Below are 24,472 nucleotides of genomic sequence, written 5' to 3'. Positions count from 1 at the left end.
CTTACTTGTCTGGGCCTACCTTTTGGCAACGTGCACTTCGTTGTTTAAACCGCCGCTTCAAAACCCTGTGGGAGCATAAAAAAACCGGCCTGTGGGCCGGTTTTTTGTTGGCGGGGTCGGGGGCAGAAAAAAGCCTGGCTACGCGGGCGCAAACCCGTTGGCTGGCAAAAACGACCCTTTCGAGCTTGTTGCAAGCCCGGGAGTCGCCCCACGATGAAACTATTTGGTCAGGATGAGCTTGCCCAGCTTGGTGGCCTGCAGGCGGTACACCGAGCCGTTGTGGCTGATGGCGACCGTCTTGTGGCCTTGCAGCAGCACGCTGCTGTCCAGCGCGGCGGTGGCGCCCTGCGCGCCGGAGGACGATGCCTCGCCAGATGCCGGGGCGCCCGCCGGGTCGGCAGACGCAGTGCGGCGGAGCGGGGCGGAAGTCAGGGAGGCTTGCATGGAGGTTTCCTGGGTCATTGCAGTGCGTTTTGTTAATGATAACGATTCGCAATTACAAGTCAAGCGAAGAGTGTGTTTCTTTTTGTTCCTGCGCCCGACCTGCATCAGGCGCAAGGCCGGGGGCTTTGTGCGCTGCGGGCGCCGGGTAAGCAGGCCATGAGCCCGCTGCAAAAGCCCAACCTCTTTGCCGCCCGCCAGCGCGTGCCCCGTGGGTAGGCTGGCAGGGCGCGCAGCACGCGCAGGGGGCTGCAGCTAGCTGTCACCGTGCCTTTACTGCCCCTGTGGGTCCGTCACAAACCCGATCTTGCGCACGCCAGCGCGCTGCGCGGCGGCCATGGCCTGGGCCACGAATTCGTAGCGCACGTTCTTGTCGCCACGGATGTGCAGGTCCGGCTGGGGCTCCTTGGCGGCCTCGGCCTGCAGGCGGGGGAAGAGTTCCTCTTCCGACACCTGGGACTCGTTCCAGAAGAACTTGCCATCGGCCGACACCGACAGGCGCACGGTCTCGGGCTTGACGTTCTCGGGTTGGTTGGTGGCGCGGGGCAGGTCCACGTTCACCGCGTGTTTCATCACCGGCACGGTGATGATGAAGATGATGAGCAGCACCAGCATGACGTCCACCAGAGGCGTCATGTTGATCTCGTTCATCACGTCATCGGTGTCGTCTTGGGTTCCAAAGGCCATGGCTTAGCTGCCTTTCTTCATGGGCAGCACCTTGCCGGGCTCGCCAGCGTTCACGCGGGCGCCGGTCACAAAGTAGGCGTGCAGGTCATGGGCAAAGCTGTTCAGGCCGTTCAGGATGGACTTGTTGCCGCGCACCAGCGCGTTGTAGCCCAGCACTGCCGGGATGGCCACGGCCAGGCCCAGGGCGGTCATGATCAGCGCTTCGCCGATGGGGCCGGCCACCTTGTCGATGGTGGATTGGCCCGATGTGCCGATGGCCAGCAGCGCGTGGTAGATGCCCCACACGGTGCCAAACAGGCCAATGAACGGTGCGGTGGAGCCCACCGACGCCAGGATGGCCAGGCCCGAGGACAGGCGGGCAGTGAACTCGTCGATGCAGTTGCGCAGGCAGCGGGTCACCCAGTCGCTCACGTCCAGGCTGTCGTGCAGATGGGCCTTGGTATTGCGGTGGTGGGCGGTGGCTTCGCGGCCCTCCAGCGCCAGGTGGCGGAAGGGGTTGGTCGGGTCGGCGCCCAGCTTGGTCAGGCCAGCGGCAAAGTCTTCGCTGTGCCAGAAGTCCTGGGCGGCGCGGGCGTGTTTCTTGAACTTGATGATGTCCAGCGCCTTGATGAGGATGACGATCCACGAGGCCAGCGACATGGCCAGCAGCAGGATGGCGACGGCGCGGGTGACAAAGTCACCCTGGATCCAGACGTTGGCGATGCCGAATTGCGATTCCATGAAAACTCCCTGAGCGGTGATTGGTTTATTCGAGAACAAAGTTGACGGGGACGAGGTTCCACATGGCCTCGGGCACGCCGTTGCGTTTGCCGGGCACAAAGCGCCAGCGCATCACGGCGTCCTGGGCCTGGCGGTCCAGCCGGTCAAAGCCGCTGGACTTGTTGACCTCGACCTTCTGCGGCACGCCGTCGGTGCCGATGAGCACCCTGAGCACTACCTTGCCTTGCTCGCCCATGCGTTTGCTGATGGCGGGGTAGCTGGGCTTGGGGTTGTTGAGATAGGCCGCGTCGCTGGACGGCAGCTCGATCTTGGGCGGTGCAGGGGGTGCCGGTGGCGCAGGCGCGGGGGCCGGGGGCGCCACGGGGGCCTCGATGGGCGGCGCGGGTGGCTGGGGTGTGGTGATGCCCGTGGGGGCGTTGGGCGCAGGCGAAGGGTCGGCAATCGCCACCGGCATCGGGGCCGGGCGCGGCGCGGCCTTGGGGGCGGGCTTGGGCGGTGGAGGAGGGGCCGGTGGCGGTGGGGTGACCTTGGGCGGGGCGGGCGGTGCGATGAATTCGCTGAGCAGCTCGGCCGGCACGATCACTTCGGCCGCCTTGCGCACCAGGCCGGACTGCAGGGCCCAGATGCCTGCCACATGCAGCGCCACCACGGAGCCGACGATCACGGCATTGCGGCTCACACCGCCAGGGGGGGCGAAACGATCAGGGTGAGACATAAAACGAAAGGAAAGGCAGCGCCGACCCAAGCTAGTACTCCGTTTCACCAAAAAATTGACATGAAATCGCACCTTTGTCCGCCATGCTGCGTTGCAAATCCTCGTGATAGCTACAGCTATCACTGCGGTTTGCGCCTTGCTTGGCGAACAAATGCATCGATTTCATTTCGTCAACCTTTTGATGAAACGGAGTACCAGGCCGACGCTGCCGGGTAAACCCGGATTATTTGCGAAAGATCCACCAGGCCGATCCTGCGACCAGGATCAGGCTGCCTGCGAGGGTTGAGAGGAGTTCCATGACTTGCTTTTCAGAATGGAGCTGGCAAGCTGGATCGCCTGTGGCGCCGCGTCGTTGCGCAAGGCGGCTACCGGTTGCGAAGCACTGCACTGCGCCACCACGTCGCGGGCGCAGCTTTCGCAGCATCCGCATTGGGTGGCCACGCCCAGTTCGAACTGGATCTCATCGAAGCTCATGCCGGCACGGGCATGGCGGGCAATCTCACGGTCCGAAACCCGGCGGCAAACACAGACGATCATGGCGGCAGGCAGTGTGGCTGGCTGTTGAAAGGATGATTGAGATTATAAATACGAATCTATCGCATTTGCAATAAATCATTCCTGCCGACAGGGGGAAGGTGACACCTGCCTCCGGCGGTTACCGATACCCCCGCTTTAGCCTGGGCCCGATGGGGCTCCGTCCTGCCCCTCCAGCAGTGCAGGCGTGGCCTCTGCCAGGGTGGCGCAGCCGGTCAGTGCCATGGCGACCTCCAGCTCGTCGCGCAACAGGCGCAGCACATGGGCCACGCCCGCCGCCCCCGCATTGGCCAGGCCCCACACGGCAGGGCGGCCCACAAGCACGGCCGATGCGCCCAGTGCCATGGCCTTGAGCACGTCGGTGCCGCGCCGGATGCCGCCGTCCACCAGCACCGGCACCGCGCCGCCCACGGCCTGCACCACACGGGGCAGGGCAGTGGCGGTGGCGGGGGCCGTGTCGAGCGTGCGCCCGCCGTGGTTGGACACGATGAGGCCCGCCGCGCCCACCGACACGGCCTGGCGCGCGTCGGCGGGGTGCAGCACGCCCTTGAGCAGTACGGGCAGCCGTGTGATGGACTGCAGCCACGCGATGTCGTCCCACGTGGGTGCATGGTGCAGCAGGCCGTCGAACAAGGCGCTCTGGCCGGGGCTCAACGGCGGGGAGGCAGGTGTCTGCGAACCTGCCAGGTTGACCGGACCCACGCCGGACGGCAGCCGAAAGCCCGCGCGCCGCTCCCGGTCGCGCACGCCGCTGGTGGGGGCGTCCACCGTGAGCACCAGGGCCTCGTAGCCGGCGGCTTCGGCACGCTGCACCAGCGCCTGGGTGAAGCCCCGGTCCGGCTGCAGGTAGAGCTGAAACCACAGCGGGCCGCGCCCCGGGTCGGGCAGCACGGCCTGGGCCACGCTCTCCACCGACACGCTGGCCTGGGTGCTGAGCACCACGCCCGCGCCCAGCGCTGCTGCAGCGTAGGCCATGGCCAGTTCGCCATCGGGGTGCGCCATGCGCTGGAAGGCCACGGGTGCGAGCAGGATGGGGTGCGCCAGCGTGCGGCCCAGCAGGGGCACGCGGGTGTGCCCACCCGCCAGCGGCCGCAGCACGCGGGGCCACAGGGGCAGGGCGTCCCAGGCCGTGCGGTTGGCGCGCAGGCTGATCTCGTCGGCCGCACCGCCGCTGAAGTAGGCCCAGGCGTTGTCGTCCAGCTGCGTGCGCGCGTGCTGCTCGTGGTCGGCCAGGGTGACCAGGCCCGAGGGGATGGTGTGGCGTGCAGGAAGTGGCGTCATACAAACAAAAATAGCACCAAGCGCTAGTGGATCATGCGCTGGGTGCTATCAAAATGGTAGTTTTTGGGGTATCTCATACCCCCGGTCGCTGCCGTGGGGTTGGGCGTTTGAGGTGTCTCACACATCGGCCCACATGCGCAGCAGGTTGTGGTACGTGCCCGACAGCGCGATGGCCGACGGGTCGGTGTCGCCGTGGGTCTGGCGCAGCTTGAGCAGTGCCATGTCCATGTCGAACAGCAACTGCCGTTGTTCCAGCCCGCGCACCATGCTCTCCACCCAAAAAAAGCTGCTCACGCGGTGGCCGCGCGTGACCGGTGCGACCTGGTGCACGGTGCTGCTGGGGTACAGGATCATGTCGCCCGCAGGCAGCTTGATGCGCTTCTCGCCCAGGGCTTCTGCAATCACCAGTTCGCCGCCGTCGTAGTCCTCGGGCGGGGTGAGGAACAGCGTGCACGACAGGTCGCTGCGCACCCAGCAGTTGTCGGCGCGCGAGTGCATGACGGCGCTGTCCACGTGGTTGCCATAGAAGTTGGCGCCATCACCGTACTTGTTGAACAGCGGGTTGTAGATGCGGCGCGGCAGCGCCGCCGAAAAGAAGAGGGCGTTGCGATTCAACGCGGCCTTGACCAGGCCCTGGAGCTGCGCGGACAGCTCGCTGGCTTGCGCGAGCTGCAGGTTGTTTTTCTGGTGCACCGCCTGGCCGCCCGCGCTGCGGGCGCCGTCCACCCAGGGGGCGTCGGCTGCCCAGAGCTTTTGCCGGAAGAACGCGACCTCGTCGGCGGTGAGAACGTCTTGGATGTGCAGGAACATGGAACCATTGTGAACCGGCCCCGGGCAGTGCCGGGGCCGGTTCATTCGAAGGACTTCAGAGGTGCGTCAGAACCGTGTCTTCAGCGTCAGCTGCACAGCGCGCGGAGCGCCGGGCGTGTAGAAGCCGCGGTACAGGCCTTCGGCATACGTGCGGTCGAACAGGTTGCTCACGTTCAGCTTCAGCGAGGTCTTGTCGTCAAACGCGTACTCGGCCATGGCGTCCACCACCGCAAAGCCGCTGGCGTACACGGCGCGCGAGCCCTCGGGGTTCTGCTTGGCGCGGTACGTCAGGCCAGCACCCACACGCAGCTTGGAGGTGACGGCGTAGGTGCTCCACACGCTGCCGCTGTGCTTGGGCGTGAGGCCGGGTCGGTCACCCTGCACCTGCGCGCCGCCGCCGTTGGCGGCCAGCACCACGTTGCTCTTGTCGATCTTGGCCGACGGGATCCAGGTGTGGTTGAAGAACAGTTCCCACTTCGGCGTCAGGCGGCCCGCCAGGTTGAACTCCATGCCGGTGGCGTGGCGCTTGCCTGAGAGCAGTTCTTGCGCGGCAGCGGTGTCGGGGTCGGTGTTGCGCTCGTTGTACTTCTGGCTGTAGAAGGCGGCCACACCCAGCAGGGCGCGGCGCTCGAACAGCTCGAACTTGCCGCCGACTTCGATGTTGCGGCTCTTTTCCGGGTCGGTGTTGGCCGTGCGCGCCGTGGTGGCACCGGGGTTGCCAAACTGGTAGGTGTCGCCCGAGGTGTTGTACGAAGTGCCGTACGACACGTAGTACGAGGTCAGCTCGTCAGGCTGGAAGATCAGGCCCATGCGGGGGCTGAACAGGCTGTCGGAGCGCGAGTTGCTCAGGTTGCCTGCGGCATTGCGGTACGAGGCGCGGAAGTTGTCGTAGCGCAGGCCGCCGACGAGCTTGAGCGTGTCGGTCAGCGACACGGTGTCCTGGAAGTACAGGCCCAGGTTGCGCGATGTAAAGGTGTTCCACTGCACCGGTGCACGGCCGTCGGCCACCCAGGCGCCGTCGTTGGGCGTGCCCACGGTGGTGGTGGGGCGGGTGGTGGTGTTGGCGTAGTTCTGGTTGCGCTTGGCGTCGTCGTCGTAATAGTCCACGCCGGTCAGCACCGCGTGCTTCTTGCCGCCCCAGGTGTAGGTGTTGTTGTAGTCGCTTTGCACTTGCAGCACGTTGCTTTCGCCCACGCGGCCCTTGGAGCCACGGGTCAGCACGGTGCTGCTGTTGATCTGGTCGAGCGTGATGGCGCTGTTCTGGAAGCCGATGGTGCTGGCCAGCAGGTCGCGCTCGTACTTGCCGTAGCGCAGGCGCGTGGTCAGCTCGCCGTTGTCGTCAAAGCGGTGGATGTGGCCCAGCGTGACGTACTGCGAGGTGGTGTTGTTGTGGTCACTGGCCAGGCCGTAGTACTTGCCCGCTTCCAGCGGCATGTTGATCTTGCCGTCGGCCGAGAGGCGCCAGGGGTGGTTGTAGAGCGGGCGGCCCTTGGATTCGAGGTAGTACAGGCCGATGGAGAACTCATCGCGCGTGCCGATGCCCCAGGCAAACGTGGGCGCAATGCCGCGCTTGTCCTGCTTGGCGCCGTAGTTGTCGTACTCCTGCACCATGGCGTTCAGGCGGAAGGCCGCGTTCTCGCCCGTCACCCAGTTGAAGTCGCCCGTGGCGCGGTGGTACTTGCCGGTGCCCAGCGTGTAGCCGGCTTCGTGCTGGTCGATCAGCAGCGGGTACTTGTTGACCTGGTTCACCACACCGCCGGTCGAGCCCTTGCCAAACAGCATGGAGGCCGAGCCCTTGAGCACTTCGATGCGGTCGTTGTTGAAGGTGTCGCGCTCGATCAGCGGAGCGTCCTTCATGCCGTCCACGTAGATGTCGCCTGCCAGACCCAGCGAAAAGCCGCGCAGGCGCACATCTTCTTCACCGGTCTCTCCGGACTGGAAGGTCACGCCCGCTGTGGTGCGCAGCACTTCGCGGAAGTCGTCCTGGTTGCGGTCGTTCATCAGCTTTTCGGTGAACACCGTCACGGACTGTGGGATGTCCTTGATGTCCTGCTTGCCCTTGCCCACGGTGGTCTTCTTGATGAGCAGGGTGTCCTTGCCCTGGATTTCGGCGGTTTCCTTCACCGTCACGGTGGACAAGGTGGTTTCTGGCGTGTTGGTCTGCGCCATGGCGCCCATCGAGGCGGCCAGCATCAGCGCGCCCAGCGGCAGCAGGGCCTTGTCGGACGATGCGGCTTGCGAGGGCACAGCAGCGGGAGAAACAACAAATGCGGGAGAAGAACGCAGCATGCCGCTGCGGCGCTGGGCGCGAGATTTAGCCAAGAGGGCCTCCGTCAATAGGGGTGTGCAGGTGGCGCGCAGGGGCACCAAGAGCAGGCGAGAGGCAGTGGCTAGATCAACATGGCTGTGCGTCGTCGTGCAGCTTTATGTTACATCAAATGCGGGTCATTCTCATTTGCATTGATGCGAGCGCGCCACACTTCGACAGGGTTGGGACGTAAAAAAACCGGCAGAGCCGGTTCTTTTACGGGTGCGACACAGGTCGCAAAGCGCCAGCGCTTACTTGACGTGCTTGCCGATCAGGCCAGCCAGTTCAAACATGGAGACTTGGGGCTTGCCGAACAGCTCCTTGAGCTTGGCGTCGGCGTTGATGTTGCGCTTGTTGGTGGCGTCCTGCAGGTTGTTGGCCTTGATGTAGACCCACAGCTTGCTGATGATCTCCGTGCGCGGCAGAGGTGCCGAGCCCACCACAGCGGCCAGCGCGGGGCTGGGCGTGAGCGCCTTCATGAATGCGGCGTTGGGGGTCCGCTTCTTGGCGGGTGCAGCGGCCTTCTTGGCTGCTGGGGCTGTGGTTGCCGGAGCTTTTTTTGCAGTTGCCATGTTGGGTTGTCCTTGTTGGGAATAAATTTTTACCAGCGAAAACGACGCTTTCCCACTGGCAGGCCGATGCTAATGGGAAAAAAACGCGTTTCCAAGGGAGAAACGGCTTTTTTTGCCTCGATTTGTAGCGGTGGCGCCGCGCAGCGTGCAGCAATTCGCCGCAGGGCCGCGCCAGTCTTGACAAAAACCCATGGCTGGGTGGCCTGGCCTATGCCTGCGTGGAGCCGTGGCTGTCAGGGCTTGTATTGCGCAGACAATCTTGGCTTGGCCCGTTTCACTGACCCACTCTTTGAAAGATTTTGTCCCTATGTCGGCAGTTTCTAACCCTCCCTTCTCCACCTGCGATTTCTGCGATGTGCACAAGGCCGATGTGAGCGGTGCGTTCCGCGTCTTGCCGCCTGTTTTCCAGAGCTATGGCGGCAAGCTGGTGTTTGCGGGCCCGGTCACCACGGTCAAATGCCACGAAGACAACTCCCTGGTCAAAGCCGCCGTGGAGTCGCCGGGCGAGGGCCGCGTGCTGGTGGTGGATGGCGGTGGCTCGCTGCGCCGCGCGCTGGTGGGTGGCAACTTGGCGGCCGCTGCGGCGCGCAATGGCTGGGCGGGCCTGGTGGTGGACGGCTGCGTGCGCGACGTGGCCGAACTGAACGCCGCTGCCGTGGGCATCCGGGCGCTGGCGCTGATGCCGCTGCCCACCGAGCGCCGGGGCGAAGGCCAGCGCGATGTGGCGGTGCTGATCCAGGGCGTGTGGGTGCGGCCCGGCGACTGGCTGTATGCCGATGCCGACGGCATCGTGGTCAGCGCGCAGGCGTTGACTACTTGACGGTTCCTGTGCAGGTCAGGATCGGTCGGGGCGGTCGCCCCGCCCCACGCGCAGCGCTGCGCGCGAGGGCAGGGTGGCCAGCAACACGCTGGCCAGGGCGATAGCAAATGCAACCAGTTGCATGCCCGTCAACGCCTCGCCCAAAAACAGCACGCCCACCAGCGCCGCACTCACCGGCAGCATGACCGAGAAAACGCCGCCCTGCGCAGCGGGCACGGCCTTGAGCCCGGTCATCCACAGCCACACCGTCCACATGCAGGCGGCCAGCGCGTAAAACAGCAGCAACACCCAGGTGCCCCAGCCCACCGAAGCAAACGGAAAGTCCAGCGCCAGGTACAGGCCAAACGGCGTTGTCAGCACAAAGCCCCACAGGTTGATGAGCGAGGTGATGCGCTTGGGCCCCAGGCTGCCGGTGAGCTTCTTGCCGATCACGGTGTAGGCGGCCTCGCAAACCACGGCCCCCAGCAGCAGCATCTGGCCCCACCAGGCATGGTTTTCAGTGTTTTTGGCTCCAAGCGTCGGTTCCATATGTGCTGAATGCTCTGGTTTTGATAGTGAAAACAGGGCGATGCCCACCACGGCGCAAAGCACTGCCATCCAGGTGCGGGGCGCTACCCGCTCGCCCAAAAATGCCCAGCCCATCAACGCCACCGCCGCAGGAATGGCCGCCATGGTGACGCCTGCCGAAACCGCATCGGTCAGGCTCACGCCGTAGATCATGCAGATGGTGAACAGAAAGTTGCCCAGAAAGGACTCCAGGAACAGCAGCCGTTTCGTCTGTGGTGTCAGTGGCGGCTCGTTGTCGGGCTTTTTGAGCCAGTGCAGCATGGCAATGCCCCCGATGCCAAAGCGCATCCAGGCCAGCAAGAGCACGGGCAGCACGGCCGCGAGCGGTTTGGTGAGCGCCACATAACTGCCCACCAGCGACATGCTGAGGGCCAAGCACAGATAGGCGAAAGGGCGGCTGGGCGGGGGCGTATTCACTAGACTGGGACGCTGTTCAAACAAAAAAGACTGCGCATCATGCCCGAGCCTTCTTCGCCAGTTGCAGCCCCACGCCATGTGTTTGTGTACGGCACCTTGCGCCGCGGCGGGTCGAACGACATCACGCGCTTGTTGCCTGCGCCGCGCTGGGTGGGGTTTGCGCAAGTTGCAGGGATGCTGTTCCACCTGGGGGCTTACCCCGGCATTACCCTGGGCGGCGACCGGCCGGTGCATGGCGAGGTGTATGCCATCGAGCCCGCGCTGGAGACCGTTCTGGATGCCATCGAGGGGTTGGGAGGAAACCACCCGACCGATGAGTACCGCAAGCGCGAAATTGCGGTGACGGTGGAGGGCCAAGCGCTGTCTTGTCTGGTGTACGAGATCCATCCCCGATATGCGCAGGGCGCACGCCAGATCGAGCATGGTGACTGGCTCAGGGCAGTTGAGGCTACAACCATCTGAATTCTCACAATACGAAAGTTGAATTTCTTGATGTGGGATGCGATAGATGTTGCGTTGCCGCAATTTTTCTCGATATGAGAAATCAATTTCTGTATTGAGAAATCACGTGTTTAAGTGGTTGTTTTGAAAGAAGAAAATTTATCTCTTCTATAAGACATAAGAGCTTGCGCAAGTCTTATAGAAGACTTAAAGTTGTCTTCAAGGGCGGCACACAGCAGCCCGGCGTTTTCAACCAACCCCTGGAGTGATCTCATGCCCCAATCCCTCAACGAACAACTGAGCCGCGAACAGCAAATTGCCGCCCTGGAAAAAGACTGGGCGACCAACCCCCGCTGGAAGGGTGTGAAGCGCGGTTACTCCGCTGCGGACGTGGTGCGTCTGCGTGGATCGCTGCCCATCGAGCACACCCTGGCCAAGCGCGGCGCTGAAAAGCTCTGGGACAAGATCAACGGCGGCGCCAAGAAGGGCTACGTGAACGCTTTCGGCGCGATCTCCGCGGGCCAAGCCATGCAGCAAGCCAAGGCTGGTCTCGAAGCCGTGTACCTGTCGGGCTGGCAAGTGGCCGCCGACGGCAACACCAGCGAAACCATGTACCCCGACCAGTCGCTGTACGCGTACGACTCGGTGCCCACCATGGTTCGCCGCATCAACAACACCTTCAAGCGCGCTGATGAAATCCAGTGGGGCCGTGGTATCAACCCCGGCGACAAGGAATTCATCGACTACTTCCTGCCCATCGTGGCCGACGCTGAAGCCGGTTTCGGCGGCGTGCTGAATGCCTTCGAACTGATGAAGAACATGATCGCTGCAGGCGCAGCCGGCGTGCACTTCGAAGACCAACTGGCTGCCGTGAAGAAGTGCGGCCACATGGGTGGCAAGGTGCTGGTGCCCACACAAGAAGCCTGCGAAAAGCTGATCGCTGCACGCTTTGCCGCTGACGTGATGGGCGTATCCACCATCGTGCTGGCCCGTACCGACGCCGAAGCTGCCAACCTGATCACGTCCGACCACGACGCCAACGACAAGCCTTTCCTGACCGGCGAGCGCACGCAAGAAGGCTTCTACCGCGTGAAGAACGGTCTGGAACAAGCCATAAGCCGTGGCGTTGCCTACGCTCCTTACGCCGACCTGGTGTGGTGCGAAACCGGCGTTCCAGACATCGGCTTTGCCCGTGAGTTTGCGCAAGCCGTGCACGCTGCCTGCCCTGGCAAGCTGCTGTCGTACAACTGCTCGCCATCGTTCAACTGGAAGAAGAACCTCAACGACAAGCAGATCGCTTCGTTCCAGGAAGACCTGTCGGCTCTGGGCTACAAGTACCAGTTCATCACGCTGGCCGGTATCCACATCAACTGGTTCAACACCTTCCAGTTCGCCCATGCATACGCCCAGGGCGAAGGCATGAAGCACTACACCGAAATGGTGCAGGAACCCGAATTCGCAGCACGCGAAAAGGGCTACACCTTCGTGTCTCACCAGCAGGAAGTGGGCGCAGGCTATTTCGACGATGTGACCACGGTGATCCAGGGCGGTTCGTCCAGCGTGAAGGCCCTGACGGGTTCGACCGAAGAAGAGCAGTTCCACTGATCTAGAGCCTCCGTACCCCGGGGGATGGATAGGCGCCATACAGCAGCCAGAAGCAAAAGGCCACCCCAAAGGGGTGGCCTTTTTGTCCTTCCGCTGTGCTTGAGCGACGGTGAAAGTGTGCTGTCTCACCGCTTGGGGGCGCGCCCTCATTGCATGCCGACAGGTCGTGCAATCGCGGAGACATCGCAATCGAGACGATCCAGTGTCGACGAAATGGTGGCTCCATGCCCCTGGCCCGCTGACATGGTCAGTGTCCATTCCAGGTCGTAGTAGTTGGATCCCAGGTACTTGGAATGAGCAGTGGCGAGCGGCTTTTTGTATTCGGCGCCCTGTAGCTTCCAGTAGATTTGCTGGTCGATGGGAGTGTCCCCGCCGCATCGCAAAGCCACCCGTACGATGGTCTGCGGCGCATAGGGGAGCGATATGTTCAGGCCCTGTTCAAGTCGTGCTGGCAGATAGGTCATGTAGTTCACCTTTTGCTCTGACAACAAGATGTTGGTGGGCTCCTGGTTGATGCGTGCACCATGGTTCTTGAGGGCGTAGATACGGCTTGCCGCCACTTTGGCAACCGGCGCCAAGTCTTTGGTGAAATCGAACTGGGGTGGGTCTTGCCGGGATGTGACGAAGTAGAGTGTCTCGAAGGCCGGTGCCGTCGTTGTGGGACGGGCGCAAGGCAGGTCGAGCGTCCGGTTGACGGCGTTTCCCATCACCAAGGGGTCCAGGCCGATGACCTGCGCTTGACACGCGCCCAGGCTAGTCAGGCTGTCGCGCATCTCATGCAGGTGTTTGAAGGTGTACGCCGGAATCCTGAATCCTAACGGCTCCAGTTTCGGGAAGAACAGCGAAGCGATCATGAGGTCGTATTTGCCCTTCCTCTCAAATTGGATGTAAAGGGCCAGATGCGCCACGACGACCAAGGCTAGGGTCGCTGCCGCCAGGGCATTGAAACGCTTTGTGGCCCACTGTACTTGCTCACTGGTGCGCGCGAGTCCATAGGCTGCAAGCACCGCGAGCCAGGGGTGGACCACATCCAGATGCCAGAAGGCTCCTCGGCCCAGGAAGGCCATGGAGAGCATGAACCAGAGCAGCGTGGTGATGAAGACCCAACGGATGGTGCGCTCCCTGCTGGCATAGGCGATGCCCAGCAATGCACCTGTAAGCATCAGTGCCAGATGCAAAGCTGCCAGCGTACTCAGACCCGTGATGCTCGGTTGGATACTGTCAATGGCGCTGTAGGGCATGAGCAATACGTCGCGCCACTTCTCCGCATCCAGCAGGTTACTGAGCCAGTGGCTACCCGGGGCGGTGCCGGACGCCGCCTGTATCGGTGCCATCAGTCTGGAGATGAGGCCCGACTGACTCGCCCACAATGCGGTGAACCCCATGACAAGAAGCACAGATACCTGCGTCTTGCGGTTCAGCAGGGTTTGGTGGTTCAGCAATGCGTATGTCCCGAGGCCCAGCAACAGTGGCGCTGCGGAGGGGTGTATTTGCACCAGCAGAAACACCACCACGGGGAGCATCAGCGCATCATGTCTGCGTTGATGCACCAGACTGATGAACAGGCCCAGCGTGACATTGCTCAGCGTCATGACCAGTGCCGGGTTCCACGCACTGTGTGTATACATGGAGGCGAAGATAGGGAACGCCAGCACGGCGTAGGCCAGTGCGGACCTGCTGCCCCATTGCGCTTGCACTGTGCGCCACAAGTACCACACGGACAGTGCGAATAGGGCCCCGAATGTGATGAATATCGCGGCCTCGGTATCCCTGACCAGGAGGGGGAGGGCAAGCAAATAATAAAAGCCGGGCGGCAGACTCAAGCGCTCACCAAACAGGGGAGGGCCGTTGAGTGGCCACTCATGGTGATGAATCAGTTTCCGCGCGATTTCCACGTCCCGTATTTGATCGGGACCGTGGAAGGTGATGTCATAAAAATATACCTGTATCGCGCCCAATACTGCGATGAAGATCAGTGCGATCCAGTCACTGGATATTTGCTTCGTGCGCATTGGAGGGACGGTCTTCTGTATGGGGGCCTGCATTGTGATGTTGCTGTCTGATTCCACGTCTTGCAGTGAGACATGGTGTTGCGCCTTCCGATGAAGGACGGGCTCCGAGTGCTGTGCATATACCTTCTCTGCACATCACCGTGTTATCCGCATGGCTTGCCCGTACGTGGCGATGACTGCTGCACGTTGCGTCCTGCGAACGATGGTGAAGCGCAGAGAACGTTTGCTGCCCCAAGCTTGAGCACATTGCTAACGTGTGTTCAAGGTCTTATGTGTGAAAGTCCAGGCATTATTTAGGATGAAGTTATTTAACGCCACCGCACCCACGGCCACGAAAGCCCCCCACCCGTACCACAGGCCCAGAACATCCGTGAAGAGGGTGATGATGAGAATGTTCAATCCCAGTCCGACCAGGGAGACAACGCAATACCGTATCAGTGAAGCCCAGTAGCTGCCGCTGTATCCAAAAGTCCATATTCTGTTGACGCCGTAGGAGATCAGCAACGCCAACACGAATCCAATGGTGGTGGCCACGACGTGCCCTGTGACACCAAGCTCCACCAGCAAAAACAGGGTAGACATGTGCACCAGTGCGCCCATGACCCCCACGACACCATAGCGAAGCACTTTGGTCAGAGCGGGGCTCAGTGTGGCAAATGGATAGGAAATGGCTGTGCCCCTGATATCGCGCGGCATGCCAACAAAGTGGCATTGCCTGACTGTTTGGTGCGAACGCAAGGTCGCGCCGGCTTGATCTCTGGAATCGATGTCACGGGTTGTTTTGACGGATTTCCTGGGAAACGATGTAGCGGGGTCTTTGTTTGACCTCGTCGTAGATGCGCGCGAGATATTCACCGATGATCCCAAGACCAATCATCAGCGAGCTGCCAATGATCAGCAGTAACAAGATGACGGTGGTGAATCCGGTAATGGCTGCCCCAGACAGTTTCATGTACACCGTATGCATGCCCAGAAGTACGGAGAAGGCAAAGAACACAACACCAAAAATGGTGATCAGATGAAGAGGAAAGGTGCTGAAGCTGGTGACGGCCACGGCAGCGAGACGAACCAGGCTGAAGACGGACCATCCTGAGTCCCCAGCAATACGGGGTTCAACCTCAAAGGGAACCTGGGTCGACCTGAACCCCATCCAACTGATCATCCCGCGAAAGAAAACATTGCGTTCCTTCATGGAGCGATAGGCCTGGATCACCCGCTGATCCAGCAACTTGTAGTCGGACGCTCCATTCAGATCGTGGCCTGAAAACGCACGCAAGATCAGATAGAAAAGTTTTGCTCTTGCTGCAGAAAGTGTGGATTCGTCGCCCCTGCTGGACTTGACCGCTTCCACTATGTCAAAGTCGCCAGTGCGCCATGTGGCGATCATCTTCGGCAGCAGCGATGGAGGATGCTGAAGGTCGCCGTCCATGATGACCACCGCTTCGCCGCAGGCTGTCTCGAGTCCAGCAGCCACAGCGGCTTCCTTGCCAAAATTGCGACTCAGCCGCAGGCCCCGCAATTGCGGCATGTGTTCGGCAATCGCCGTCACTTCTTGCCAGGTGTTGTCTTTGGACCCATCGTCCACCACCACTATTTCCCAGCTGGATGCGGTCGAGGCCACAAACTTCCCCACCTGTTGGAGCGTGAGGCGGATACCGGCTTCTTCACAATACACCGGAATAACGACAGAAATCTCTGGTTGCATAAACATTCTCGTAAAGCACATCCTTGTCCCGAAAAGGGTGGCTACAGGCGAAGCGTAAAGTATCGCTGGAGCACCGTCTGTGGCATTGCTGCACCAGAGTAACTGCATGGTGGGGCTTGGCGACCGTGCTGGACTATCGCCGTATTACCGTTGCATTGGCCGTGCGGCGTGCGCCGACCCAAAAATCATCGCACAGTTTCCGCCTGATCTTTGAACATGTTGACGATCTCAGCCCCCGCAGGGTTGGTCTTATTTGAGAGCCCAGCGGTTCGTTGCAGATATCGATATGGCGGACCCGTCGCTTATGGCTTCACATGGCTCCTTGGCGCAGCACAAACGGCAAGCAAGGAATTGGGCAATATGTGCGGAGTTGACTCAGCTACGCCGATGCGAGGCTAAAATGTCGGGCACACCTCAACAAACAAGAGCGAGAAAGGCAGTCTGGTTATGACACCGCGAACTACATCGGAGATGTTGACCGGCCTTTGAGGCTGGCTGTTCGCGCCTGCACGAGATTGCACACACCTCCAAAAAGCGCGGACCTGTTCCGCGCTTTTTTGTTTTACGGGCCTGGCGCGTGCCCGCATCCATTGCACTGATCACAGAGAAAGAATTATTCCCATGATTCACATTACGCTTCCCGACGGTTCGCAGCGCGAGTTTCCAGGCCCCGTTACGGTGGCCGAGGTGGCCGCGTCCATTGGCACTGGCCTCGCCAAAGCCGCCTTGGCGGGCAAGATTGGCGACAAGGTCGTGGATACCAGCTACCAGATCACGGCTGATAGCCCGCTGTCCATCTTGACGGCCAAGGATGCGGATGGCCTGGATGTGATCCGCCACTCCACCGCCCACTTGCTGGCCTATGCGGTCAAGGAGCTGTTTCCTGATGCCCAGGTCACCATCGGTCCAGTGATCGAAAATGGCTTCTATTACGACTTTGCCTACAAGCGCCCCTTCACGCCCGAGGACCTGGTGGCCATCGAAAAGCGCATGGCTGAATTGGCCGCCAAGGACGAACCCGTGGTACGCCGCGTGTTGCCGCGCGATGAGGCGGTGGCGTATTTCAAGGGCCTGGGAGAGCACTACAAGGCCGAGATCATTGCGAGCATTCCCAGCAACGAAGATGTGAGCCTGTATCGCGAAGGCAATTTCGAAGACCTGTGCCGAGGCCCGCACGTGCCGAGTACCGGAAAACTCAAGTTCTTCAAGCTGATGAAGGTGGCGGGTGCCTACTGGCGCGGTGACCACCGCAACGAGATGCTCCAGCGTGTCTACGGCACGGCTTGGGCTACCAAGGACGAGCTGCAGCAGTATCTGACGATGCTGGAAGAAGCCGAGAAGCGCGACCACCGCAAGCTGGGCCGTGAGCTGGACCTGTTCCATATTGACGAGCATTCGCCCGGTACGGTGTTCTGGCACCCCAAGGGCTGGACGGTGTGGCAGGAGGTCGAGCAATACATGCGCCGCGTGTATCGCGAGAACGGCTACCAAGAGGTGAAGGGGCCACAAATCCTGGACCAGGGTCTGTGGGAGAAAACGGGCCACTGGGACAAATACCGCGAGAACATGTTTGTGACGGAGTCGGAAAAGCGCGACTACGCGCTCAAACCGATGAATTGCCCCGGGCACATCATCATCTTCAAGCAAGGTATCAAGAGCTACCGCGACTTGCCGCTGCGTTTTGGTGAGTTCGGCCAGTGCCATCGCAATGAGCCGACTGGTGGCCTGCACGGCATCATGCGCGTGCGTGCGTTCACCCAGGATGACGGCCATATCTTCTGTACCGAAGACCAGATTCAGTCAGAGGTGGTGGCGTTTACCACGCTGCTGCAAAAGGTCTACAAGGACTTTGGTTTCACGGACATCATCTACAAGCTGTCCACGCGCCCCGAAAAGCGCATCGGCAGTGAGGAAAGCTGGGACCGTGCGGAAAACGCCTTGGCAGAGGGCTTGCGCGCGTCCGGTTGCGAGTTTGAGTACCTGCCTGGCGAAGGCGCGTTCTACGGCCCCAAGATCGAGTACACGCTCAAGGACGCGCTGGGGCGCCCGTGGCAATGCGGCACGATTCAGGTCGATCCCAACATGCCCGAGCGGCTGGACGCAGAGTTTGTGGGCGAGGATGGCGGCCGCCATCGGCCCATAATGCTGCACCGTGCCATCGTGGGAAGCCTGGAGCGCTTCATCGGGATTCTGATCGAGCAGCATGCGGGCGCCTTGCCCACTTGGCTTGCTCCCGTGCAGGTTTCGGTGCTCAACATCACGGACGCGCAGTCCGATTACTGTCGTGAAATCGCAGCAAAACTGCAAAAAGCGCTGCCCAATCAAGGCCTTAGGGTGGCCCTGGATCTGCGTAACGAGAAGATTACGTATAAAATACGGGAGCATTCGATGCAAAAGCTGCCCTACATCCTCGTCGCAGGCGACAAGGAAAAGGCGGCGGGAGCCGTTGCAGTGCGAGCCCGAGGTAATCGTGATCTCGGCGTGATGTCGGTCGATGCGTTCATTGAATTGATCGCCAACGACATCGCCACCAAAGCCTGATTTTGTACAAAAAACTGCTTTGCCGCTCGTGGACTGTGCGGGAACAGCTACTTTATTTGTAGCATTTTGATTCAAGGAAGATAGCCATCGCTACTGAATTTCGTGATCGTCGCCAGCGGGAAGAGCGCAAGCACCGCCTGAACCGTGAAATCATGGCCCCGGAAGTCCGTCTGTCTGGGCCTGACAACGAGCCCTTGGGTGTTGTCAGTCTTATGGAGGCCTTGCGGATGGCCGGTGAGCTGGACGTGGATCTGGTGGAAATCGCTGCCACGGCGAACCCACCGGTGTGCCGTCTCATGGACTATGGCAAGTTCAAGTACCAAGAGCAAAAGCGTGCGGCAGAAGCCAAAGCCAAGCAGACGGTCATTGAGATCAAGGAAGTCAAGTTCCGTCCCGGTACGGACGATGGCGACTACAACATCAAGATGCGCAACATTCGCCGCTTTTTGGCGGATGGTGACAAATGCAAGATCACGCTGCGGTTCCGCGGTCGCGAAATCACGCACCAGGAACTCGGCCTGGCTCTGCTGAACCGGATTCGTGACGAGTTGGCTGACAGCATCATCATCGAGCAGTTTCCCAAGCTGGAAGGCCGCCAGATGATCATGATGATTGCCCCCGGCAAGAAAAAGCCTGCGGCCAAGCCAGCGTCTGAAGGCGCTGCACCTGCGGCAGGCCAGGCGGCATAAAGCTGCGGATCGGTATGAAGTTTTGAGCACTGCGCCCCTCAACAGGCGGAGTGCTTGAAAAGGTGGTGCCTTCGGGCATTGCCGAGCGGAAGGCGAAAGCCTTTCGATAAAAGTGGCTCGGGGCCAACAAGTTTGCAGATCGGTTTGCAAACGCCTCACGAGCACAATGAAAAAGGAGCATTCACATGCCCAAAATGAAGACCAAGAGCAGCGCGAAAAAACGTTTCCGCGTTCGTCCCGGTGGCACCGTCAAGCGCGGTCAAGCCTTCAAGCGTCACATCTTGACCAAGAAGACCACCAAGAACAAGCGCCACCTGCGTGGTGCAGTGAATGTGCATGAGACCAACATGGGCTCGATCGCACAAATGCTGCCCAGCGCTGGCCTTTAATAACTGACGAACAAGGAGTACATACATGCCTCGCGTCAAACGTGGTGTAACGGCCCGTGCCCGTCACAAGAAAGTTCTCGCCCTTGCCAAGGGTTTCCGTGGTCGCCGCGGTAATGTCTTCCGTATCGCCAAACAGGCGGTAATGAAGGCTGGGCAATACGCCTACCGTGACCGCCGCACCAAGAAGCGCGTGTTCCGCCAGTTGTGGATTGCCCGTATCAATGCCGCTGCCCGTGAACTGGGCCTGACCTACAGCCAGTTCGCCAACGGCCTGAAGAAGGCTTCCATCGAGATCGACCGCAAGATGCTGGCCGACCTCGCAGTGCACGACAAGGCTGCCTTTGGCAGCATCGTGGAGCAAGTCAAGGCCAAGCTGGCTGCTTGAGTTCACGATGAGCGGCTATCTTTTTGATAGCTGCTTGCGCAATAACAGCAAGGGCTAGGGCTTGTAAAGGCACTAGCCCTTGTTCATTTTCACGGGTCGATAAAAAACGACTTACGCAAAACAGGCTGCTGAGGCAAGACGCTTGCCACATGGCGTATGCCATTGGCACTTGTGCATCCTTGTTTGCGTAAGTCATGAAAGAGTCGTTATGAACGAGTTGGATTCCCTGGTTGAGAGCGCGACGCAACTGTTTGCCCAAAGCGCCACCCCCGCTGACCTCGAAAACGCCAAGGCGCAGTTTTTGGGCAAGTCGGGTCGCGTGACGGAGCTGATGAAGGGCATGGCGCAGCTGTCCGTCGAGGAAAAGAAATCCCGTGGTGCAGCCATCAACGTCGCCAAGCAGGCCATTGAAGCGGCGCTGACTGCGCGCCGCCAGGCATTGGCCGATGCGGAGCTGCAACTGCAGCTCAAGGCCGAGGCACTGGATGTGAGCCTTCCAGGCCGCCAGCGCGGGCAGGGGGGGCTCCACCCCGTTTCGCTCACTCTGGAACGTATCCAGGGCATCTTCGGTTCCATGGGTTTTGACGTGGCCGAAGGCCCCGAGATTGAAACCGACTGGTTCAATTTCACCGCATTGAACACGCCGGAAGACCATCCCGCGCGCTCCATGCACGACACGTTCTACGTGGAGGGCGGCACGGCCACCGCTCCCAACCTGCTGCGCACCCACACCAGCCCCATGCAGATCCGCCATGCGGTGCAGCACGTGAAGAAGCACCGCGCCGCGCTGGATGCCGGCCAGGCTATGCCCGAAATCCGCGTGATCGCCCCTGGCCGCACCTACCGTGTGGACAGTGACGCCACGCACTCGCCCATGTTCCACCAGTGCGAAGGCCTCTGGATCGGCGAGAACGTGAGCTTCAAGGACCTGAAGGTCATCTTCACAGATTTCTGCCGCACCTTCTTTGAAAGCGATGACCTCGTGTTGCGCTTCCGTCCCAGCTTCTTCCCGTTCACGGAGCCCAGCGCCGAGATCGATATCCAATTCCAGACGGGCCCGCTGGCGGGTCGTTGGCTGGAGGTGGCGGGTTCTGGCCAGGTGCATCCCAACGTGGTGCGCAACATGGGCCTCGACCCCGAGAAGTACATCGGCTTTGCGTTCGGCATGGGGCCAGACCGACTGACCATGCTGCGCTACGGCGTCAATGATCTGCGCCTGTTCTTTGACGGCGATATCCGTTTCCTGTCGCAGTTCCAGTAAAGCCCGCCGACTTCACGCAGCGCGCAGGGCCTGCCCTGCGCCGCGCACCTTCCGTACAAGAGTGTCCGACTATGCAATTTCCTGAATCCTGGTTGCGCGAGTTCTGCAACCCCCCCTTGACGACGGCCGAGCTGGCTGAAACGCTGACCATGGCGGGCCTCGAAGTGGAGGAGCTGCGTCCCGTGGCCCCACCGTTCACCAAGATCGTGGTGGGCGAGATCAAAGAAGCCTTGCAGCACCCCGATGCCGACCGACTGCGCGTGTGCCAGGTGGATGTGGGGCAGGGCGCGCTGCTCAATATCGTGTGCGGTGCGCCCAATGCCCGCGTGGGCATCAAGGTGCCATGCGCCCTCGTGGGTGCCGAACTACCTCCAGGTGATGATGGCAAGCCGTTTCTCATCAAGGTGGGCAAGCTGCGCGGCGTGGAAAGCCAGGGCATGTTGTGCTCGGCGCGCGAGCTCAAGCTGTCGGAAGACCACGGCGGCCTCCTTGAGCTGGATACCGCAGCGCCCGTGGGTCAGGACATCCGCGCGTACCTGAATCTGGATGACACGCTGTTCACGCTCAAGCTCACGCCCAATCTGGCGCATTGCCTCAGCGTCTATGGCATTGCACGCGAGGTGTCTGCACTGACCGGTGCACCGCTGCAAAGCCCCGCGTTCCCTGCGGTGACTGCCACGCTGGCGGACACGCTGCCTGTGAAGGTGAGCGCTCCTGATCTGTGCGGTCGCTTCTCGGGCCGCATCGTGCGCAATGTGAACACGCGCGCTGCCACGCCCCAGTGGATGCTGGACCGACTGGCGCGCTGCGGTCAGCGTGGCGTGTCGCCGCTGGTGGACATCTCCAACTACGTGATGTTTGAACTGGGCCGCCCTTCGCACATTTTTGATCTGGACAAGATCCATGGTGGCCTGGACGTGCGCTGGGGCAAGCCGGGCGAGCAGCTCAAGCTGCTCAATGGCAACACCATCACCGTGGACGACAAGGTGGGGGTGATCGCGGATGACAGCCAGGTGGAGTCGCTGGCAGGCATCATGGGCGGTGACGCCACGGCTGTGTCGGACGACACCCGTCACATCTACATCGAGGCCGCCTTCTGGTGGCCCAAAGCAGTGGCGGGCCGCTCGCGCCGGTTCAACTTTTCGACAGATGCCGGTCACCGGTTTGAGCGTGGCGTGGACCCGAGCCTCACGGTGGAGCACATCGAGCGCATCACCCAGCTGGTTATCGACATCTGCGGCACGCCCGACACCGCCTGCGGTCCCATGGATGATCAGGCCGTGAACCTGCGTGTGCCGCAGCCCGTCACGCTGCGCGTGGCGCGCGCCGCCAAGGTCATCGGCATGCCGCTGACGCAGGCGCAGTGCGCAGACGCCTTGCAGCGCCTGGGCCTGCCGGTGGTGCTGGGCGACGGCACGCTCACGGTCACGCCGCCCTCGTTCCGTTTTGACATCACCATCGAGGAAGACCTGATCGAAGAGGTCGCCCGCATGGTGGGCTACAACAACCTGCCGACCACCCCGCCTTTGGCGCCCATCACGCCGAAGCTGGCGCTGGAGGTTACCCGCAGCCCGTTTGCGGTGCGCCGCTCGCTGGCAGCGCTGGGCTATCAGGAAACGATCAACTTCAGCTTTGTGGAAGAGCGGTGGGAGCATGAGCTGGCTGCCAATCCCCAGCCCATCAAGCTTCTGAACCCGATTGCCAGCCAGATGAGCGTGATGCGCTCGACTCTATTGGGTTCTTTGCTACAAGTTTTGAAGTTCAACCTCGACCGCAAGGCCGAGCGAGTACGTGTCTTTGAGCTGGGCCGCGTGTTCCTGCGGGACGGCAGTGTGCGCAATACCGACACCACGGTGGAAGGTTTCCACCAGCCCATGCGTGTGTCCGGTCTGGCCTATGGTCCTAACGACATGCTGCAGTGGGGGCGTAAGGAGCAGGCCATCGATTTCTTTGATGTGAAGGGCGACGTGGAGGCCCTGCTGTCCCCTCTGCGCGCAACGTTCGAACCCGGCAACCACCCAGCCATGCACCCCGGCCGCTGCGCGCGCGTTCTGGTCGCTGGTCGCGCGATTGGTTTTGTGGGCGAACTGCATCCGCAATGGCGTCAGTCGTGGGATTTGCCCCAGGCGCCTGTGATGTTCGAACTGGAGCTGGACGCTGTGTTGCAGCGCGTAGTGCCGCAGTTCAAACCTGTGACCAAACACCAGGCGGTCGAGCGCGATCTGGCCGTGGTGGTGGCCGAGCGTGTGACCCACGCCGACATCATGGGCGCAGTCGAGAAGGCTGTTCCTGGCGGCATGCTGCGCTCTGCGGTGCTGTTCGACGTGTACCGACCCAAGGCGCTGCGTGCTGGCGAAGAGGCACCCGCAGGGGGCTTGGCACTCGGTGAAAAAAGCCTGGCCGTGCGCCTCACCCTCGGTCGCGATGAAGCCACGCTCACCGAGGCGGAAATCGATGCCGCGGTGCAGTCCGTGATAACGCAGCTGACGCAGCGCACCGGCGCTCGTCTGAGGGTGTGACGATGTCCAAGGGGAGCGACCAACCATGATCGAATTTGCAGTCGAAAGCCTGGAGACACCGGCACTGACCAAGGCGCAGTTGGCAGATCTGTTGTTCGATCAGATCGGCCTGAACAAGCGCGAGTCCAAGGACATGATTGACGCCTTCTTCGACCTGATTGCCCAAAGCCTGGTCGAGGGCAAGGACGTCAAGCTCTCGGGCTTTGGCAACTTTCAGATCCGGACCAAGGCGCCCCGTCCCGGGCGCAATCCGCGCACCGGCGAGGCCATCCCCATCAAGGCCCGCCGTGTGGTGACCTTCCACGCCAGCAGCAAGCTCAAGGAGCAGATCCAGACGGCGGCTGCTGCGTGAATATGTGCTGTTTTTGTTGCCAAGATGTTCTTGGTGGCTGGCGGCGCAGGCTGGTCTGCAGTACGCTTGAAAGCTTTCCCGTTTGAACCTGCATCTCATGGGCACCACCCTCCCTTCCATTCCCGCCAAGCGATACTTCACGATTGGTGAGGTCGCGGAGCTGTGCGGCGTCAAGCCGCATGTGTTGCGCTACTGGGAGCAGGAGTTCACGCAGTTGCGCCCGATGAAGCGGCGCGGCAACCGCCGCTACTACCAGCACCATGAGGTACTGATGATTCGCCGGATTCGTGATCTGCTGTACGACCAAGGCTTCACCATCAGTGGGGCGCGCAATCGCCTGCAAGAGCTTGCCCATCCGGTGCGGGATGGAGGGGGGGGCGACGAGGTTTCCGTGGCGCAAGATACCGAGCTGCCCAGCATGCTGGTGGACAGCACGCGCGACCTTTCCATCGTTGCTGCAGGCTTTTCTCTGGACTCCAACGCAGTGCGCCAAGAATTATTTGAAATTCGTGCGCTACTTTCTCTGAACTGAGCTTTTTTCTGCATATAATCTAAGTCTTGTCGGCGTGTAGCGCAGCCTGGTAGCGCACTTGCATGGGGTGCAAGGGGTCGCGAGTTCGAATCCCGCCACGCCGACCATTGTTAGCAAAAGCCCAGAACCGAAAGGTTCTGGGCTTTTTTGCTTTTGTCGCTTCGGGCTT

At 61.3% G+C, this 24,472-nt stretch carries 26 protein-coding genes and 1 tRNA gene; 13 read left to right on the top strand and 14 right to left on the bottom strand.

Annotated elements, in window-relative coordinates:
• Positions 1–236, top strand: a 236-nt coding sequence (locus ACODSU_RS23600; RefSeq protein ID WP_488845274.1) for a hypothetical protein, incomplete at its 5' end; no start/stop codon positions are given.
• Here the strand turns inward: ACODSU_RS23600 and hemP are convergent.
• From hemP to ACODSU_RS23555, 9 genes are all read right to left on the bottom strand, one after another.
• Positions 220–444, bottom strand: coding sequence for a hemin uptake protein HemP (gene hemP, locus ACODSU_RS23595; RefSeq protein ID WP_422846979.1), 225 nt, complete (start codon positions 442–444; stop codon positions 220–222). The genes ACODSU_RS23600 and hemP overlap by 17 nt on opposite strands.
• Positions 445–714: 270 nt before the next feature.
• A complete protein-coding gene (locus ACODSU_RS23590; protein WP_015014562.1) occupies positions 715–1,128 on the bottom strand; it encodes an ExbD/TolR family protein in 414 nt (137 codons plus the stop codon).
• A gap of 3 nt (positions 1,129–1,131) precedes the next feature.
• Positions 1,132–1,848 (bottom strand): MotA/TolQ/ExbB proton channel family protein, encoded by a 717-nt coding sequence (locus tag ACODSU_RS23585; RefSeq protein ID WP_015014561.1) that lies wholly within the window; start codon positions 1,846–1,848, stop codon positions 1,132–1,134.
• A gap of 25 nt (positions 1,849–1,873) precedes the next feature.
• Positions 1,874–2,563 (bottom strand): energy transducer TonB, encoded by a 690-nt coding sequence (locus ACODSU_RS23580; RefSeq protein ID WP_488845272.1) that lies wholly within the window; start codon positions 2,561–2,563, stop codon positions 1,874–1,876.
• Positions 2,564–2,827: 264 nt separating this feature from the next.
• The gene (locus tag ACODSU_RS23575) at positions 2,828–3,100 is read right to left on the bottom strand and encodes a (2Fe-2S)-binding protein (RefSeq protein WP_488845270.1); all 273 of its coding nucleotides are present in this window, start codon (positions 3,098–3,100) and stop codon (positions 2,828–2,830) included.
• A 135-nt stretch (positions 3,101–3,235) separates the two neighbouring features.
• Positions 3,236–4,378 carry an alpha-hydroxy acid oxidase gene (locus tag ACODSU_RS23570; RefSeq protein WP_488845268.1) on the bottom strand — a complete coding sequence of 381 codons (1,143 nt, stop codon included), beginning with the start codon at positions 4,376–4,378 and terminating at the stop codon, positions 3,236–3,238.
• Positions 4,379–4,495: 117 nt separating this feature from the next.
• Positions 4,496–5,188, bottom strand: a complete 693-nt coding sequence (locus ACODSU_RS23565; RefSeq protein ID WP_488845266.1) for a Fe2+-dependent dioxygenase — start codon at positions 5,186–5,188, stop codon at positions 4,496–4,498.
• Positions 5,189–5,254: 66 nt separating this feature from the next.
• Positions 5,255–7,477, bottom strand: coding sequence for a TonB-dependent receptor (locus tag ACODSU_RS23560; protein ID WP_488845279.1), 2,223 nt, complete (start codon positions 7,475–7,477; stop codon positions 5,255–5,257).
• Between the two features lie 270 nt (positions 7,478–7,747).
• Positions 7,748–8,068 (bottom strand): SWIB/MDM2 domain-containing protein, encoded by a 321-nt coding sequence (locus ACODSU_RS23555; protein WP_015014555.1) that lies wholly within the window; start codon positions 8,066–8,068, stop codon positions 7,748–7,750.
• A 307-nt stretch (positions 8,069–8,375) separates the two neighbouring features.
• On the opposite strand from ACODSU_RS23555, the gene rraA reads away from it, so the two are divergent.
• Positions 8,376–8,888 carry a ribonuclease E activity regulator RraA gene (gene rraA / locus ACODSU_RS23550; protein WP_488845264.1) on the top strand — a complete coding sequence of 171 codons (513 nt, stop codon included), beginning with the start codon at positions 8,376–8,378 and terminating at the stop codon, positions 8,886–8,888.
• A gap of 15 nt (positions 8,889–8,903) precedes the next feature.
• Here the strand turns inward: rraA and ACODSU_RS23545 are convergent, their stop codons facing one another.
• On the bottom strand, positions 8,904–9,818 hold the full coding sequence (locus ACODSU_RS23545) for a DMT family transporter (RefSeq protein WP_488845277.1): 915 nt from the start codon (positions 9,816–9,818) through the stop codon (positions 8,904–8,906).
• 93 nt (positions 9,819–9,911) lie between these two features.
• On the opposite strand from ACODSU_RS23545, the gene ACODSU_RS23540 reads away from it, so the two are divergent.
• Together ACODSU_RS23540 and aceA are read left to right on the top strand one after the other, a co-directional pair.
• A complete protein-coding gene (locus ACODSU_RS23540) occupies positions 9,912–10,334 on the top strand; it encodes a gamma-glutamylcyclotransferase family protein (RefSeq protein WP_488845262.1) in 423 nt (140 codons plus the stop codon).
• 252 nt (positions 10,335–10,586) lie between these two features.
• The gene (gene aceA, locus ACODSU_RS23535) at positions 10,587–11,918 is read left to right on the top strand and encodes an isocitrate lyase (RefSeq protein WP_015014551.1); all 1,332 of its coding nucleotides are present in this window, start codon (positions 10,587–10,589) and stop codon (positions 11,916–11,918) included.
• Positions 11,919–12,064: 146 nt separating this feature from the next.
• Here the strand turns inward: aceA and ACODSU_RS23530 are convergent, their stop codons facing one another.
• From ACODSU_RS23530 to ACODSU_RS23520, 3 genes are all read right to left on the bottom strand, one after another.
• Positions 12,065–13,930: an ArnT family glycosyltransferase gene (locus ACODSU_RS23530; protein ID WP_488845260.1), complete on the bottom strand. Its 1,866-nt coding sequence runs from the start codon at positions 13,928–13,930 to the stop codon at positions 12,065–12,067.
• 249 nt (positions 13,931–14,179) lie between these two features.
• Complete coding sequence (locus ACODSU_RS23525; RefSeq protein ID WP_488845258.1) at positions 14,180–14,626, bottom strand: GtrA family protein; 447 nt, start codon at positions 14,624–14,626, stop codon at positions 14,180–14,182.
• Positions 14,627–14,699: 73 nt separating this feature from the next.
• Positions 14,700–15,635: a glycosyltransferase family 2 protein gene (locus tag ACODSU_RS23520; protein WP_488845256.1), complete on the bottom strand. Its 936-nt coding sequence runs from the start codon at positions 15,633–15,635 to the stop codon at positions 14,700–14,702.
• A 621-nt stretch (positions 15,636–16,256) separates the two neighbouring features.
• Between ACODSU_RS23520 and thrS the strand changes: the two genes are divergently transcribed.
• The 4 genes from thrS to rplT all read left to right on the top strand — a co-directional run bounded on the left by thrS (position 16,257) and on the right by rplT (position 19,639).
• Complete coding sequence (thrS, locus tag ACODSU_RS23515; RefSeq protein WP_488845255.1) at positions 16,257–18,176, top strand: threonine--tRNA ligase; 1,920 nt, start codon at positions 16,257–16,259, stop codon at positions 18,174–18,176.
• Between the two features lie 80 nt (positions 18,177–18,256).
• Entirely contained in the window at positions 18,257–18,865 is a 609-nt protein-coding gene (gene infC / locus ACODSU_RS23510) for a translation initiation factor IF-3 (protein WP_082753551.1), read from the top strand.
• 185 nt (positions 18,866–19,050) lie between these two features.
• Positions 19,051–19,254 (top strand): 50S ribosomal protein L35, encoded by a 204-nt coding sequence (gene rpmI, locus ACODSU_RS23505; RefSeq protein ID WP_005795135.1) that lies wholly within the window; start codon positions 19,051–19,053, stop codon positions 19,252–19,254.
• 25 nt (positions 19,255–19,279) lie between these two features.
• Positions 19,280–19,639 carry a 50S ribosomal protein L20 gene (rplT, locus tag ACODSU_RS23500; RefSeq protein WP_005795139.1) on the top strand — a complete coding sequence of 120 codons (360 nt, stop codon included), beginning with the start codon at positions 19,280–19,282 and terminating at the stop codon, positions 19,637–19,639.
• Here rplT and ACODSU_RS23495 read toward each other — a convergent pair.
• The gene (locus tag ACODSU_RS23495; RefSeq protein WP_488845253.1) at positions 19,617–19,835 is read right to left on the bottom strand and encodes a hypothetical protein; all 219 of its coding nucleotides are present in this window, start codon (positions 19,833–19,835) and stop codon (positions 19,617–19,619) included. The two genes, rplT and ACODSU_RS23495, sit on opposite strands and share 23 nt — an antisense overlap.
• Positions 19,836–19,847: 12 nt before the next feature.
• On the opposite strand from ACODSU_RS23495, the gene pheS reads away from it, so the two are divergent.
• The 5 genes from pheS to ACODSU_RS23470 all read left to right on the top strand — a co-directional run bounded on the left by pheS (position 19,848) and on the right by ACODSU_RS23470 (position 24,410).
• Positions 19,848–20,900, top strand: a complete 1,053-nt coding sequence (gene pheS, locus ACODSU_RS23490) for a phenylalanine--tRNA ligase subunit alpha (protein ID WP_056063795.1) — start codon at positions 19,848–19,850, stop codon at positions 20,898–20,900.
• A 71-nt stretch (positions 20,901–20,971) separates the two neighbouring features.
• Complete coding sequence (gene pheT / locus ACODSU_RS23485; protein WP_488845251.1) at positions 20,972–23,419, top strand: phenylalanine--tRNA ligase subunit beta; 2,448 nt, start codon at positions 20,972–20,974, stop codon at positions 23,417–23,419.
• Positions 23,420–23,444: 25 nt separating this feature from the next.
• The gene (locus ACODSU_RS23480; RefSeq protein ID WP_110961273.1) at positions 23,445–23,771 is read left to right on the top strand and encodes an integration host factor subunit alpha; all 327 of its coding nucleotides are present in this window, start codon (positions 23,445–23,447) and stop codon (positions 23,769–23,771) included.
• A gap of 97 nt (positions 23,772–23,868) precedes the next feature.
• Entirely contained in the window at positions 23,869–24,303 is a 435-nt protein-coding gene (locus tag ACODSU_RS23475) for a MerR family transcriptional regulator (RefSeq protein ID WP_343734730.1), read from the top strand.
• A gap of 30 nt (positions 24,304–24,333) precedes the next feature.
• Positions 24,334–24,410, top strand: a tRNA-Pro gene (locus ACODSU_RS23470).
• Positions 24,411–24,472 lie beyond the last annotated feature (62 nt).

The sequence above is a fragment of the Acidovorax sp. FG48 genome (assembly GCF_057809085.1).
The sequence above is the reverse complement of the archived record's forward strand: the minus strand, read 5'-3'. Positions and strand labels throughout refer to the sequence as shown.